We start from the raw sequence: 13,759 nt of genomic DNA, 5'->3' as shown, positions 1-13,759 counted from the left end.
AGTGAACAAGAAGCCTCTCGAACAAATCAAAAATGTGACGAATGTCACAGGATATCGCCAGGTCTCCCTCTGGAAACGCGAGGATCTGCAACACCCTCAGCCAGATGAGTTAGCGGAAGAGGTGCCCGTCGCGCTGGTCTACAACGGTATCTCCCACGTGGTGATGATGGCCTCCCCGAAAGATCTGGAGCAATTCGCCGTCGGCTTCTCCTTATCCGAAGGGATTATCGAGCACCGGCGGGAGATTTTCGGCATGGACGTGGTAGCGGTGTGCAACGGCCTTGAGGTGCAGATTGAGCTCTCCAGCCGGCGTTTTATGGGCCTCAAAGCCCGGCGTCGCGCGCTGGCCGGGCGCACCGGCTGCGGCGTATGCGGCGTCGAGCAGCTCAATGATATTGGTAAGCCGGTCCAGCCGCTGCCGTTCACTCAGTCGTTCGATTTAGCCAATCTCGATCAGGCCCTGGCGCATCTTAACGACTTTCAACCGGTTGGCCGGCTCACCGGCTGTACTCACGCGGCCGCGTGGGTCCGGTTGACGGGCGAACTGGCGGGCGGGTTTGAAGACGTTGGCCGGCATGTCGCCCTGGATAAATTGCTGGGCCGGCGGGCGGAAGTCGGCGAGGGGTGGCAGCATGGCGCCGCGCTGGTCTCCAGCCGCGCCAGTTATGAAATGGTGCAGAAGGCGGCGATGTGCGGCGTCGAGATCCTGTTCGCGGTCTCGGCGGCCACCACCTTAGCAGTGGAAGTTGCCGAGCGCTGCAATCTGACGCTGGTGGGCTTTTGCAAGCCGGGCAGGGCGACAGTTTATACCCATCCGCAGCGTTTAATTGCGGGTTAAATATTGGTCAATAAATTTGAACAATGACAGCAAATCCTTCCGCTTTTTGTTTAGCGATGTGCGGGATACTATTTAACACATCAAGGCACAGCGCCTTATCTAAACAACTAAATGAAAGGGTTTATATCATGAAAAGCATCAAAACTTTTGTCGCAGTAATCGCTATGGCCGCCTCTTTCGCTTCCTTCGCTGCTGAAACCGTGACCGCAACCGCCTCCACAATGGACGGCGCGGAAGCGAAAATCGCCGCACAGGCGCAGGCTGCCGGCGCTTCGTCTTACAAAATCACCGAAGCGTTTACCGGCAACCGCGTGCATATGACTGCCGAACTGAACAAATAAGCGTATAGCAACTGTCGAAAGAGCGCCTCAGGGCGCTTTTTTAGTTTATACCCGCCAGGCGCAGCAGCGCGGTCACCACGGCGGCGGCGATAATCACGCCGATCAGCGGGACTTTGCGCCAGGCGAGGAACACAGCGAAAGCAACGCCCAGAACGCGCGCCATACCGGCGAAATGTGCGCCCTCATAGAAAGTGGTGGCCAGGGCGACGGAAAAAAGCAGCACCGTCGCCGCATCGGAAAGCAGCGCCTGCGAGCGCTCGGAAAATGCCAGCCGATTGCCGAGCTTCGCGCCGCCGAGGCGCATCAGATAGGTTCCCAGCGACAGGATGGCGATACCGGCGATAAACAGCGTCATATTGCCCATTATTTTTTCCTCGACAGTAAACCGAACAGCGAAAGCAGCACCGGCAGCCCGGTGGGCACAAACGGTACGGCGGCAAGCGCCAGCGCGGCGCCGCTGGCGGCGCGGATCAGCGTAGTGCGGTTTTTAAAGGCCGGGATCACCAGCGCCAGCAGGATCGCCGGGAAGACCGCATCAAGCCCGATGGTTTCCGGCGCTGGCAGCAGTTTGCCGACGGCCGCGCCGGTTAGCGTACCGAGGGGCCAGATCAGCGCGACGCCAGCGCCGCACAGCCAGTAGGCCGCTTTGCGCTGCGCGGGGGTGGGCTGCGACAAGCCAAAGACCACGCTCTCGTCGTTCATAATGTGGCACCCGATAAAGCTTAAGGCGCGCCGACCAACCAGTTCGCGTACGGTCACCCCGAACGGGATATGACGCGCATTGACTAACAGGCCGGCGGCGGCGGCGGCCAGCGGACTACCGCCGCTGGCGACAATGCCGATAAACATGAATTCAGAAGCGCCTGCCAGCACGGACACCGAAAGCAAGAGCGGCACCCATAAAGGGAAGCCGTAAGCCACCGCCAGCGACCCATAGGACATGCCCACCACCCCGACGGCAAGGCAGACCAAAACAATCGCTTTTATCGTGTCTCCGCTGAGACTGGAGAGAGTTTGTTTCATATCACTTAGCCATATCGAACGAATTTCCATTATAATGAACACATAATGATCGTTTTTCAAGGCGAACGAATTGTTCGATATAAAAAACAAGGGGCGGGTATGACACAGCCAATCAGCGTTATCGCCAAAAGTCTGGTGCGGGAGCGGGCGCGGACCGGGCTTTCGCTGGCGGAAGTCGCGCGTCGGGCGGGTATCGCAAAATCCACGCTATCGCAACTGGAGTCCGGCAACGGCAACCCGAGTCTGGAAACGCTGTGGTCGCTCTGCGTAGCGCTGGATATTCCATTTGCCAGGCTGCTTGAGCCGCAGGTGAACAAAACGCAGGTGATCCGCCGCGGCGAGGGGACCAAAGTGGTGGCAGAGCAGGCGAACTATCAGGCCATTTTGCTGGCCGCCTGTCCGCCCGGCGCGCGTCGGGACATCTATTTGCTGCTCACCCAGCCCGGCGCCGACCGCATTTCGCATCCGCATCCGCCAGGCTCGGTGGAACATATTATCGTCACCCAGGGGCGGGCGCGGGTAGGGCTAACGTCGGCGCCGGAAGAGCTCGGCGAGGGCGACTATATCTGCTACCCGGCGGATCAGGAGCATGTTTTTCAGGCGCTGGAGCCGGATACGCAGGCCCTGCTGATCGCTGAGCAAAACTGACATCGCGTCGGCGGGGGACGCGCGCTCGCTGGACGTCATAGCCATATTGCGGGAAACTAGCTTTCCTATGCGAAAACAGGGATTTTTATGTCGCTGAAAGCCATTGCCAAACAACTTGGGATCTCCGTCACGACCGTCAGCCGGGCGTTGAACGGCTACGACGATGTGTCGCAGGAGACCCGCGCCCGGGTTGAGGCTGAAGCGCAGCGCCGGGGCTATCGCCCCAACACTTTCGCCCGCCGTCTGAAAATGGGCACCATCGATGCCGTTGGTCTCGTCTTCCCTGTCCGCCCCGCGCCGCTCAACAATAACGTTTTTCTCGAGATGGTCGGGGAGATCAGCCATGAGCTGGCGCGCCATGACATTGATTTGTTGCTGATCGCCGATGATGAGCAGGCGGATAAACATGGCTATATGCGCATGGTGCAGGGCCGTCGCGTCGATGCATTAATCGTGGCCCATACTCTGGATGACGATCCGCGGCTGGCGCAGCTGCAGGCCTCCGGCTTTCCGTTTCTGGCGCTCGGCCGTAGCCGCCTGGCGCAGCCCTACGCCTGGTTTGATTTCGATAACTATGCCGGCACCTGCCGCGCCACCCGCCATCTGATTCAACAGGGCCACCAGCGTATCGCTCTGCTGGGCGAGAACAACAATCAGGCGTTTATTTTGCAACGGCGTAACGGCTACCTCGATGCCCTGCGCGAGGCGGGGTTATCCGATGCATGGCTGCGTAGCGTGCCGGCGACGCGCCGCGGCGGCTATCAGGCCACGCTGGAGCTGCTGCGTCTGCCTGAGCCGCCTACCGCGATTATCACCGACTGCAACACCCATGGCGATGGCGCCGCGATGGCGCTCGCCCACCTGGGGCGTTTAACCGGCGACAATCGCGTCGCCCTGGTGGTGTACGACGGGCTGCCGCAGGACAGCATCATTGAGACCGATGTCGCCGCGGTGATCCAGTCCACGCGCCAGGGCGTGGGACGGCAGATTGCCGATATGGTGCGTCGCTTAATCGCCGGGGAGGATCTCGCCACGCTGCAGGTGCTATGGCAGCCGGAATTTTTCCCGGGTGAAACCGCCTGATCTTACCCCTTTTTAACCCGTAATTCTGAAGCCGATCACGGATCCGAAACGTTTTGGTTGGCATCCGAAACGTTTCGGATCAACAGTAAGACATTCCTTGTAATGGAGATGTCTGATGTCTGATTCGCTGATTCACCTGCAAAGCGCCGGTGCCGATATTGTGATTAAAACCCGCCCTTTCGCTGAAATTGTCTACTGGGGACCGCATTTAAGCCACTTTTCGCCGCAGGATGCCGACAGCCTGACGCGCCCGGTCGCCAACGGTAGACTGGATGTCGATTCGCCAGTGACCTTAATGGCGGAGCTGGGCCATGGTCTGTTTGGCGCGCCGGGCATTGAAGGCCATCGTCAGGGGCTGGATGCCTCTCCGCTGTTCACCACCAGCGAAGTGCGGCACGAGGGCCAGACGCTGACCCTGGTCAGCGAAGATCCGCAGGCCGGCCTGCGCTTGCAGAGCGAGATCGCGTTGGATGCCAGCGGCGTGCTGAGCGTGCGCCATGGCGTGACCAATCTGCGCGCCAGCCCATGGCAGGTGGATCGCCTGGCGGTCACATTGCCGGTCGCCGAACGCGCTCGCGAGGTGATGGCTTTCCATGGCCGCTGGATCCGCGAGTTTCAGCCTCATCGCCTGACGCTGGAGCACGACAGCTTTGTGCTGGAGAACCGCCGCGGGCGCACCTCTCACGAACATTTCCCGGCCCTGATCACCGGCAGCCGCGCCTTTAGCGAGATGCAGGGTGAAGTCTGGGGCGTGCATCTGGCCTGGAGCGGTAACCATCGCCTGCGGGCGGAGGTAAAAACCGATGGCCGTCGCTATCTGCAGGCCGAGGCGCTCTATCTGCCGGGTGAAATGGCGCTGGCGGAAGGGGAAACCTTGTGGACGCCGTACCTGTATGCCAGCTACTCGGCGAATGGGCTGAACGGCATGAGCCAGCAGTTCCATCGTTATCTGCGCGAACGGATTATTCGTTTCCCGGGCAACAAACCGCGCCCGGTGCATCTCAACACCTGGGAGGGGATCTATTTCGACCACGACCCGGACTACATCATGCGTATGGCCGACGAAGCGGCGGCCCTGGGCGTCGAGCGCTTTATTATCGATGACGGCTGGTTTAAAGGGCGCAACGACGACTGGGCGGCGCTTGGCGACTGGTATCTCGATGAGAAAAAATACCCCTACGGCCTGACGCCGGTTATCGATCACGTGAAGTCTCTGGGTATGGAATTCGGTATCTGGGTGGAGCCGGAAATGATTAACCCGGATTCCGATCTGTACCGGGCGCACCCGGACTGGGTGCTGGCGCTGCCGGGCTATACCCCGCTGACCGGCCGCCATCAGTTTGTCCTGAACCTCAACATTCCCGAAGCGTTTGATTATCTGCTGGAGCGGATGAGCTGGCTGCTGGGCGAGCATGCGGTGGACTACGTGAAGTGGGATATGAACCGCGAGCTGGTGCAGCCTGGGCATCAGGGACGCGCCGCTGCGGACGCGCAAACGCGCCAGTTTTACCGCCTGCTGGATACGCTGGTGGCCCGTTTCCCGCACATTGAATTTGAATCCTGCTCCTCCGGCGGCGGACGGATCGATTATGAAGTCCTCAAACGCAGCCATCGCTTCTGGGCTTCTGACAACAATGACGCCCTTGAGCGCAACACCATCCAGCGCGGCATGAGCTACTTCTTTCCACCCGAGGTAATGGGCGCGCATATTGGCAATCGCCACTGTCATGCCACCTTCCGCCAGCATAGTATCGCCTTCCGCGGCCTGACGGCGCTGTTCGGTCATATGGGCCTTGAGCTGGATCCGGTGAGCGCCGATGAAGAAGAGCGCGCCGGATACCGAAAATATGCGGCCCTGCATAAACAGTGGCGCGACGTGATCCATCACGGCGTGCAGTGGCGAATAGATATGCCGGATGCTACCACTCTTGCCCATGGCGTCGTCAGCCCGGATAAAGCGCAGGCGATTTTCCTCGTTAGCCAGCTGGCGATGCCGGACTACACCCTGATGGCGCCGCTGCGCCTGGCGGGCCTGGAGGCGAGCGCCCGCTATCAGGTGACGCTCCTCGATCATCCGAACATTCAGATCACCGGTGAGGGCGGCCACACCATGCGGAAGCTGCCGGCATGGATGACGACGCTGCAGACGGTGAGCGGTGAGTGGCTGCAGCAGGCGGGGCTGGCGCTGCCCATCCTCGACCCGGAAAGCGCCATTCTGATTGGTCTGCAACGCGTGTGATGGTATCGGGCCGCGCTGCGGCCCTTCTTGAGGAAAATATAATGAACCCGACCGTCTGTACCCACAAAAACAACCCCAACTTCTGGATTTTCGGGCTGTTCTTCTTTCTCTACTTCTTCATCATGGCCACCTGCTTTCCGTTTCTGCCGATCTGGCTGTCGGACGTCATCGGCCTGAATAAAACCGAAACCGGCCTCGTTTTCTCCAGCCTGTCGCTGTTCGCCATCTGTTTCCAGCCGATCCTCGGAGTGATCTCTGACAAGCTGGGGCTGAAAAAACACCTGATGTGGATCGTGACCGTTCTGCTGGTGCTGATTGCTCCCTTCTTCCTTTATGTTTTCGCTCCGCTGCTGAAAACCAATATCTGGCTCGGAGCGCTGAGCGGCGGCGCCTATATCGGCTTTGTATTCTCCGCAGGCGCCGGCGCGATGGAGGCCTATATCGAACGGGTAAGCCGCAACAGCGGGTTTGAATACGGCAAGGCGCGCACCTTTGGCTGCCTGGGATGGGCGCTGTGCGCGACTACCGCCGGAATGCTGTTCAGCATTAATCCCGAATGGGTGTTCTGGATGGGGTCGGCCGCCGCGCTGCTGCTGGTGGTGCTGGTGGCCATCGCCAAACCGCAGGCCAGTCAGTCCGCGCAGGTAATGGACTCGCTCGGCGCCAATCGCCCGGCGATCGATTTAAAAACGGCGGTGCGCATGTTCCGCCAGCGTAAGATGTGGATGTTTATTCTGTATGTTATCGGCGTGGCCTGCGTGTATGACGTTTTCGATCAGCAGTTCGCCACCTTCTTCAAATCGTTCTTCGCGACCCCGGAAGCGGGCACCCGCGCCTTTGGTTTCGCCACCACCGCGGGAGAAATATGTAACGCCATCATTATGTTCAGCTCGCCGTGGATTATTAACCGTATCGGAGCGAAGAATACCCTGCTGATCGCCGGGATGGTGATGGCGGCAAGAATGATTGGCTCTTCCTTCGCCACCACCGCCGCGGAAGTCGTAGCGTTGAAAATGCTCCATGCGCTGGAGGTGCCGTTCCTGCTGGTGGGCGCCTTTAAATACATCACCGGCGTGTTTGACGTCCGGCTGTCGGCGACCATTTATCTGGTGGGCTTCCAGTTCGCCAAGCAGGTGGCGGCGATCTTCCTCTCCGCTTTCGCCGGCAATATGTACGATCGGATCGGCTTTCAGGATACCTATATGATCCTCGGCGGTATTGCCCTGACCGTCACCTTAATCTCCGCGTTTACGTTAGCGGGTAAGACGAAAACCGAGCCGCTGCGCGATAATGCAATGACCGTTTAATCGACCGGCCTCCCGTCTGGAGGGAGGCCAGTTATTTTTACGCCAGATAAAACACTTCTTTGAGCTCCGCGCTCAGCGGGCTGTTGTCCGGGTTGCTGGGCATCACCTCGCGCATGTATTTCCACCAACGCTGGCATACTTCCGTGCTGGCGACCGCTTCCCAGCGGGCTTCCGATTCAATCTCCACCGTCGCGAACAGGAGATGGCGTTCTTTATCGAGATAAATGGCGTAGTGGTGCGCGCCGTGCGCTTTCAGCACTGCTTCCAGCTCCGGCCAGATGGGGTTATGGCGGCGCTGGTACTCCTCGTGCGCGTCGGGGTTCACCTGCATGACGAAGGCTTTACGGATCATAAGGCCTCCAGATAGAGCTCGCGAACCTCATCGCGGCTGGCGGGGCGCGGGTTACACGGCGCGCATGGGTCGGCCAGCGCTTTATCCAGCCAGCCTTCGATATCGGCTTTGCTGACGCCAAGCTGGCTAAAACCCTGGGGGATCCCTACGCGTTTGCTCAGCGTGCGGATGGCATTGATGGCCTCCATGCTGGCAGCTTCATCGCTCATGCCGCGAGTATCGACGCCCATCGCCTGCGCCACGCGGGCAAAGCGCGCCACCGCGTTCGGGCGGTTAAAGTTTTCGATGATCGGCAGCAGGATGGCGTTGCATACCCCGTGCGGCAGATTATGGGTGGCGCCAGGCTGATGGGCCAGGGCATGTACCAGCCCGAGACCGGCGCTGTTGAACGCCATGCCCGCCAGATACTGGCCAAAGGCCATCTGCTCGCGGGCCTGCAGATCGTGCCCATCGTCTACCGCTTTCGGCAGCCACAGGTTAATCAGACGAATGGCCTCGAGGGCGTTGGCGTCGGTCAGCGGATGGGCGCCAACGGAGACAAAGGCCTCGATGGCGTGGGTCAGGGCATCCATGCCGGTGGCGGCGGTAACGGCTGGCGGAATGTCGAGCATCACGCTGGCGTCGTCGACGGCGATATCCGGGATCAGGTTCGGGTCGATAATCACCTCTTTCACCTGCCGCTCGCTATCGATAATTACCGCGTTGCTGGTCATCTCCGCCGCCGTGCCGGCGGTGGTGTTGATGGCCACCAGCGGCACGCCAGCGTTTTTCACTTTGCCGACGCCGGAGTAGGCGGTGGAGGGGCCTGGGTTGGCGGTGAGGATTTTTATCGCTTTGGCGGTATCAATCGGGCTACCGCCGCCGAAGGCGATCAGGTAATCGCAGCGGGCCGCCTGGTAAGCCGCATAGCCTTGCTGCACCAGCGCTTCGGTGGGGTTGGGGAATACCTCGTCAAATAGCTGATAAGCCATCTGCTGTTCATCCAGCGCGGCGAACAGGCTGTCCAGCAGGCCCAGCTTCACCAGCTGACCGTCGGTGACGATCAGCGCCTTGCCCCACTGTTTGCCCGCTACCAGCTTGACCATATCACCGATCGCGCCTGCGCCGTGGAGGCTGATTTTAGGTAGTGCCAACATAAAACTCATGATAATTCTCCTTAATGTTGATTTTGGGAAATCCGTTTCCCCTCACCCCGACCTTCTCCCGCAGGGAGGGGGCCAGGGTGAGGGGGAAATTAACATCGTCTTCGCTGCATCATCCGCCGGGTAATAATCGGCAGGGAGATCACCACGATCAGCATGGCGCCGATAATCACCGACATCACGATGCCGGGGACGTTCAGCAGGCTCAGGCCGAAGGTCACCAGCCCCATCAGAAAGGCGGCGATGATCACCCCGGGCATGCTGCCGGAGCCGCCGAGAATATTGACGCCGCCGAGCACCGCCATGGTGACAACCGCCAGCTCCCAGCCCATCGCCAGGGTGGGGCGGGTACTGCCGAGCCGTGAGGTCAGCAGGACCGCCGCCAGCCCGGCCATCAGCCCAACCAGCGCGAACAGCACCAGGTTATGACGCTTAACGTTGATCCCGGAGAACCAGGCGCCGGTCGGGTTATTGCCGATGGCGTAGGTCCGGCGACCAAAGTTGGTTTTATGCAGCAGGAAGGTGAAGGCGGCCGCGAGGAGGATAAACAGCGCAAACTCAAAAGAGAGCGCCCCCCACACGTATCCCTGGCCGAACCAGGCAAAGCTCTCCGGATAGTGATTGAGTGCCTGATCGCCCAGCAGGATATAGGTGATGCCGCGATACAGGCTCATGGTGCCGATGGTGATCACAATGGACGACAGGTTAAAGCGGGTCACCAGCAAGCCGTTGAACAGGCCGCACAGCAGACCTACGCCCAGGCCGATGACCACCAGCAGCGGAGTGTCCATCCCCGCCGCCGCGCAGAAGCCCATCACCGTTGAGCTGAGCGCCATCGTCGAGGCTACCGACAGATCGATTTCCCGGGCGATAATCAGCATCGCCATCGGCAGGACGACGATCGCCTTCTCGGTAAAGGTAAAGGTGGCGTCCGACAGGTTCCAGATATTGAGGAAGTACGGGGAAGCCACGGCGTTGCCGATAAATACCGCCAGGGTGACCGCCAGTAAAAACCCTTCCCAGCACAGCAGGCGGCGCAGTGGCGACGGCGCGGCCGGGGCGTTTTTCATCTCTTCAGATATCATCATTTTGCTCATGATTTCACCGCCTGTTTCTGTCGGGCTAACGCCGCGTTGCGCAGGATTAACCGCCCGTGACCGCGATTGCCGCGCTCGTTGAGCAGCACCGCCATGACGATCACCGCCCCGGAAATCGCCATTTGCCAGAAGGGCGAGATGCCGATCACCGGCAGGGCGTTATTGATGACCCCGAGGAACAGCGCGCCGCACAGGCAGCCCAGCACCCGTCCGCTTCCGCCCGTGGTGCTGATACCGCCGATCACGCAGGCGGCGACCACCTGGAGTTCAAAACCGTTGGCGACGTCGACATAGGCGACGGCGAAGCGCGAGATCCACAGATAGCCGCAGAAGCCGGCCAGCGCGCCGGAGAGACAGAAGCTGACGAACTGCATTTTTCCGGCGTTAATGCCGGTGTAGTATGCCGCCGTCGCGTTGCCGCCCGCGGTGTATAAGGCCCGGCCGGTGCGGCTGTAGCGCAGGAAATAACCCACCAGCAGCAGCGCGGCGATGGCGCACCAGCTCAGTAGCGGCAGCCCCAGGAGGGGGCTGCGCGGCAGACTGAGAAAATCAGCGCTCATCTGATGTGAGTTAACCCAGCCGCCGTCAGTCAGCAGGAAGATAATGCCGCGATAAATGCTCATAGTGCCCAGGGTCACCACAATGGGGGGAATGCCGAGGCGCCAGACCAGCAGGCCGTTAATTACTCCCATCAGCAGGCCCAGCAGAGTCGCCAGCGCCAGCAGCGCCACCACCGGAATACCCGGATAGTGGGCGTTAATCAGGGCGACGATCATCCCGGTCAGCGCCAGGTTGGCGGCCATCGACAGATCAATGCCTTTGGTGAGCAACACCATCATCTGGCCGAGGGCGAGGATGATAAGGATGGCGGTATCGTTAAACATCTCCACCAGATTGCCCGGTGAAACGAACGACGGCGCCCGGCTGCCGATGGCGCCGATCATCAAAATGATGACCACCGCCAGCAGCGCTTCGCGATGTTTCAGCCATGCGTGTCCCATCATGCCGCCTCCTGGCCGATGCCGCTGGCGGCGCTAACGATGGTTTCCGCCGTCGCTTCCCCGGCCCGGTACTCGGCGACCATCAGCCCTTCGTGCATTACGATAATCCGATCGGCCATGCCCATCACTTCCGGCAGCTCTGACGACACCATAATCACCGCCAGCCCCTGGCTGACCAGCTCGGACATAAACTGATGCACGGCGGCCTTTGAGCCGATATCGATGCCTTTGGTCGGCTCATCGAGAATGATCACCTCGGGCTGGGTCGCCAGCCATTTGCCAATCACCACTTTCTGCTGGTTGCCGCCGGAGAGGGTCTCCACCGGCTGCCGCCAGCTGAAGGCTTTTACCTGCAGGCGCGAGGCGTACTCGTCGGCCAGCCGCCATTCCCGGGCGTCGTTCAGGACGCCGTTAGGGTTGAGCTTGCTGAGCTGCGGTAAACTGATGTTCTGGGCGATAGGCAGGGCGATGATCGCTCCCTGTTTCTGCCGCTCTTCCGGCACGCAGACGATGCCCGCGCGGATGGCGTCGGCGGGCTGGTGAAAGCGCATGGTTCTGCCGTTCAGGCGGATCTCGCCGGAGGAGGGGCGCGAGACACCGGAGAGCGCCTGCATCAGCTCGGTGCGTCCGGCGCCCACCAGGCCGTAAAAGCCGAGAATTTCTCCCTTGCGCAGGCGGAAGCTGATATGGGCAAACTCGGTAGGATGACAGAGATCGGTCACCTCCAGCACCGTTTCTCCGGGGGTGCAGTCGACTTTCGGGTAGGTTTGGCTGATCGCCCGGCCCACCATCATCGACACCATCCGCTCTTCGGTGATGTCGCTTATCGCCCCGGAGCTGACGTACACCCCATCGCGCAGGATGGTGTAATAATCGGCCAGCTCGAAGATTTCATCGAACTTATGCGAGATAAACAGGATCGCTTTGCCGTCCTGCTTCAGACGCTCAACGATGTGATAAAACTCCAGGATTTCATGCTGGGAAAGCGCGGCGGTCGGCTCATCGAGGATCACCACCTGGGCGTCGAAAGCCAGCGCCCGGGCAATCGCCACCATGTGACGCTGGGCGATGCTGAGGGTTTTCAGCGTGGCTCGCGGGTCGATCTGGACTTCCAGCCGGGTGAGGATCTCGTTGGCTCTGCGGTGCATCGCCGGCCAGTCGAGCGTTTTGAGCAGTCCCTTATACAGATACTGGCCGACGAAAATGTTTTCGCTGACCGAGAGTTCGTCAAACAGCACGGTTTCCTGGTGAATGGCGGTGATCCCTACCTTATGCGCCGACTCCGGCGTTGGCAGATGAATGGGGATCGCTTTATAGAGGATCTCGCCCTCTTCGGGCTGATAAATACCGGTCATCACTTTGACCAGCGTGGATTTCCCCGCGCCGTTTTCGCCGATTAAGGCGGTCACTTTGCCGGGCCAGAGATCAAGCTGCACGTTCTCAAGGGCGCGCACACCGGGAAAAATTTTGGTGATCCCCTTCAGCGACAGCAGTGGCGTTGATGCTGACATGATAGTTCTCCACAAAAATCACCCCTCACCCTAACCCTCCCCCACAGGGGCGAGGGAACGGTCCGGCGTCCGCTGGCCGCATCGCGCAGAGGGCCAGCCGTTCCCCCTCTCCCTCCGGGAGAGGGCCGGGGTGAGGGAACAAGGATTAGAAAATTTTCGAGAACTTATCGATGTTGCTCGCATCGTAGACAAACGGCTTGGCCATCGCGCCATTCCCCTCGGCGTCCAGCTTCACTTTGCCCAGCTTGCCCATACTGGCTTCGGTTTTGGTCGCCGTGCCTTTGACTAAATCGTCGGCCAGATAGGTGGCGGCGTAGCCCAGGTCAATCGGGTTCCAGATGGCGAAGCTTTTGCTGGCGCCGGACTTGATCGCGCCGGCCATTTCCGACGGCAGCCCCAGCCCGGTGACATACACTTTGCCGATTTTGCCCTGGTCCTTCACCGCCTGCGCGGCGGCAACAATCCCCACCGACGACGGCGAGACAATGACTTTCAGGTCCGGATATGATTTCAGCAGACCCACCGCTTCGCGGTAGCTTTTATCCGACAGATCGTCACCGTAGGCGACGGTGACCAGCTGCACCGACGGATACTGCGGTAGCACCTTTTTCATCTCCTCAATCCAGATGTTCTGGTTCGTGGAGGTTGGGGTGGCGCTTAACACGGCCACCTCGCCTTTCTCAACGTTCAGCGCCTGCAGCGCATCGGCGGCAAGCTTGACGTTGGTTTCGCCAATTAAGGCGTTATTTGAGGGGTTAAGATGGATCTGACGGCCTGCCGGCGCCACGCCGGAGTCCCATGAGACCACCTTGATGCCGCGCTGCATCGCTTTTTTCAGCACCGGCACCACCGCGTCCGGATCGTTGGCGGAAATGGCGATCGCATCAACCCCCTGGGCGATCAACCCGTTCAGCACGTCGATCTGCGCCTCGGCGGTGGTAGTGGTCGGGCCGGTGTAGATCACTTTGACATCACCTAACTCCTTGGCTGCCTGTTGGGCGCCAACGTTGGCGGCTTCGAAGAAGCCATTTCCCAGCGATTTCGCCACAAGGGCGATTTTAACTTCGGCTAAGGCGGAACCGGACAACGCCAGGGCGGCAACGGTGAGGATCAAGCTTGTCTTTGTTTTCATTGCTTTTACTCCACATGAGTTAGTTTTGTAGGGTTTGCAGGTGAT

At 60.1% G+C, this 13,759-nt stretch carries 14 protein-coding genes; 6 read left to right on the top strand and 8 right to left on the bottom strand.

The annotated features are described in order from the left end of the window. Position 1: 1 nt before the first annotated feature. Entirely contained in the window at positions 2–838 is an 837-nt protein-coding gene (fdhD, locus tag IB144_RS25710) for a formate dehydrogenase accessory sulfurtransferase FdhD (protein WP_002882828.1), read from the top strand. Between the two features lie 128 nt (positions 839–966). Then, positions 967–1,179: a YdgH/BhsA/McbA-like domain containing protein gene (locus IB144_RS25705; protein WP_002882830.1), complete on the top strand. Its 213-nt coding sequence runs from the start codon at positions 967–969 to the stop codon at positions 1,177–1,179. Positions 1,180–1,219: 40 nt separating this feature from the next. Here IB144_RS25705 and IB144_RS25700 read toward each other — a convergent pair whose 3' ends face one another. Further along, positions 1,220–1,543, bottom strand: coding sequence for an AzlD domain-containing protein (locus IB144_RS25700; protein ID WP_004146241.1), 324 nt, complete (start codon positions 1,541–1,543; stop codon positions 1,220–1,222). Next, positions 1,543–2,202: an AzlC family ABC transporter permease gene (locus IB144_RS25695; protein WP_004195589.1), complete on the bottom strand. Its 660-nt coding sequence runs from the start codon at positions 2,200–2,202 to the stop codon at positions 1,543–1,545. The genes IB144_RS25700 and IB144_RS25695 overlap by 1 nt, the downstream gene beginning before the upstream one ends. A 99-nt stretch (positions 2,203–2,301) precedes the next feature. Between IB144_RS25695 and IB144_RS25690 the strand changes: the two genes are divergently transcribed. The 4 genes from IB144_RS25690 (at position 2,302) to IB144_RS25675 (ending at position 7,479) form a co-directional block, all read left to right on the top strand. After that, positions 2,302–2,850, top strand: coding sequence for a helix-turn-helix domain-containing protein (locus tag IB144_RS25690; protein ID WP_002882865.1), 549 nt, complete (start codon positions 2,302–2,304; stop codon positions 2,848–2,850). Positions 2,851–2,937: 87 nt separating this feature from the next. Beyond that, on the top strand, positions 2,938–3,933 hold the full coding sequence (locus tag IB144_RS25685; RefSeq protein WP_004146243.1) for a substrate-binding domain-containing protein: 996 nt from the start codon (positions 2,938–2,940) through the stop codon (positions 3,931–3,933). A 115-nt stretch (positions 3,934–4,048) separates the two neighbouring features. Next, the gene (locus IB144_RS25680) at positions 4,049–6,172 is read left to right on the top strand and encodes an alpha-galactosidase (RefSeq protein WP_004181616.1); all 2,124 of its coding nucleotides are present in this window, start codon (positions 4,049–4,051) and stop codon (positions 6,170–6,172) included. Positions 6,173–6,213: 41 nt separating this feature from the next. Then, complete coding sequence (locus tag IB144_RS25675; protein WP_004181617.1) at positions 6,214–7,479, top strand: MFS transporter; 1,266 nt, start codon at positions 6,214–6,216, stop codon at positions 7,477–7,479. 37 nt (positions 7,480–7,516) lie between these two features. Here the strand turns inward: IB144_RS25675 and rhaM are convergent, their stop codons facing one another. The 6 genes from rhaM to rhaS all read right to left on the bottom strand — a co-directional run bounded on the left by rhaM (position 7,517) and on the right by rhaS (position 13,714). Next, positions 7,517–7,831 carry an L-rhamnose mutarotase gene (gene rhaM, locus IB144_RS25670; protein WP_004181618.1) on the bottom strand — a complete coding sequence of 105 codons (315 nt, stop codon included), beginning with the start codon at positions 7,829–7,831 and terminating at the stop codon, positions 7,517–7,519. Then, positions 7,828–8,976, bottom strand: a complete 1,149-nt coding sequence (fucO, locus tag IB144_RS25665; RefSeq protein WP_002882871.1) for a lactaldehyde reductase — start codon at positions 8,974–8,976, stop codon at positions 7,828–7,830. The genes rhaM and fucO overlap by 4 nt, the downstream gene beginning before the upstream one ends. An 89-nt stretch (positions 8,977–9,065) precedes the next feature. Continuing rightward, positions 9,066–10,070, bottom strand: a complete 1,005-nt coding sequence (locus tag IB144_RS25660) for an ABC transporter permease (protein ID WP_046654800.1) — start codon at positions 10,068–10,070, stop codon at positions 9,066–9,068. Further along, positions 10,067–11,074: an ABC transporter permease gene (locus IB144_RS25655; protein ID WP_017879784.1), complete on the bottom strand. Its 1,008-nt coding sequence runs from the start codon at positions 11,072–11,074 to the stop codon at positions 10,067–10,069. The genes IB144_RS25660 and IB144_RS25655 overlap by 4 nt, the downstream gene beginning before the upstream one ends. Then, positions 11,071–12,582: a sugar ABC transporter ATP-binding protein gene (locus IB144_RS25650; protein ID WP_004150373.1), complete on the bottom strand. Its 1,512-nt coding sequence runs from the start codon at positions 12,580–12,582 to the stop codon at positions 11,071–11,073. Before IB144_RS25650 ends, IB144_RS25655 begins: the two co-directional genes overlap by 4 nt. A gap of 145 nt (positions 12,583–12,727) precedes the next feature. Further along, on the bottom strand, positions 12,728–13,714 hold the full coding sequence (rhaS, locus tag IB144_RS25645; RefSeq protein WP_002882880.1) for a rhamnose ABC transporter substrate-binding protein: 987 nt from the start codon (positions 13,712–13,714) through the stop codon (positions 12,728–12,730). Positions 13,715–13,759: the final 45 nt, after the last annotated feature.

The sequence above is a fragment of the Klebsiella sp. K4 genome (assembly GCF_014596785.2).
GTDB classification, from domain to species: domain Bacteria; phylum Pseudomonadota; class Gammaproteobacteria; order Enterobacterales; family Enterobacteriaceae; genus Klebsiella; species Klebsiella pneumoniae.
This window is presented reverse-complemented; position numbering and strand designations above follow the sequence as displayed.

Excerpts from the sequence above, each read along its gene's own strand:
- IB144_RS25705 (WP_002882830.1), top strand. The coding sequence starts at position 967 with ATGAAAAGCATCAAAACTTTTGTCGCAGTAATCGCTATGGCCGCCTCT.
- IB144_RS25700 (WP_004146241.1), bottom strand. The coding sequence starts at position 1,543 with ATGGGCAATATGACGCTGTTTATCGCCGGTATCGCCATCCTGTCGCTG.
- IB144_RS25695 (WP_004195589.1), bottom strand. The coding sequence starts at position 2,202 with ATGAAACAAACTCTCTCCAGTCTCAGCGGAGACACGATAAAAGCGATT.
- IB144_RS25690 (WP_002882865.1), top strand. The coding sequence starts at position 2,302 with ATGACACAGCCAATCAGCGTTATCGCCAAAAGTCTGGTGCGGGAGCGG.
- IB144_RS25685 (WP_004146243.1), top strand. The coding sequence starts at position 2,938 with ATGTCGCTGAAAGCCATTGCCAAACAACTTGGGATCTCCGTCACGACC.
- IB144_RS25680 (WP_004181616.1), top strand. The coding sequence starts at position 4,049 with ATGTCTGATTCGCTGATTCACCTGCAAAGCGCCGGTGCCGATATTGTG.
- IB144_RS25675 (WP_004181617.1), top strand. The coding sequence starts at position 6,214 with ATGAACCCGACCGTCTGTACCCACAAAAACAACCCCAACTTCTGGATT.
- rhaM (WP_004181618.1), bottom strand. The coding sequence starts at position 7,831 with ATGATCCGTAAAGCCTTCGTCATGCAGGTGAACCCCGACGCGCACGAG.
- fucO (WP_002882871.1), bottom strand. The coding sequence starts at position 8,976 with ATGAGTTTTATGTTGGCACTACCTAAAATCAGCCTCCACGGCGCAGGC.
- IB144_RS25660 (WP_046654800.1), bottom strand. The coding sequence starts at position 10,070 with ATGAGCAAAATGATGATATCTGAAGAGATGAAAAACGCCCCGGCCGCG.
- IB144_RS25655 (WP_017879784.1), bottom strand. The coding sequence starts at position 11,074 with ATGATGGGACACGCATGGCTGAAACATCGCGAAGCGCTGCTGGCGGTG.
- IB144_RS25650 (WP_004150373.1), bottom strand. The coding sequence starts at position 12,582 with ATGTCAGCATCAACGCCACTGCTGTCGCTGAAGGGGATCACCAAAATT.
- rhaS (WP_002882880.1), bottom strand. The coding sequence starts at position 13,714 with ATGAAAACAAAGACAAGCTTGATCCTCACCGTTGCCGCCCTGGCGTTG.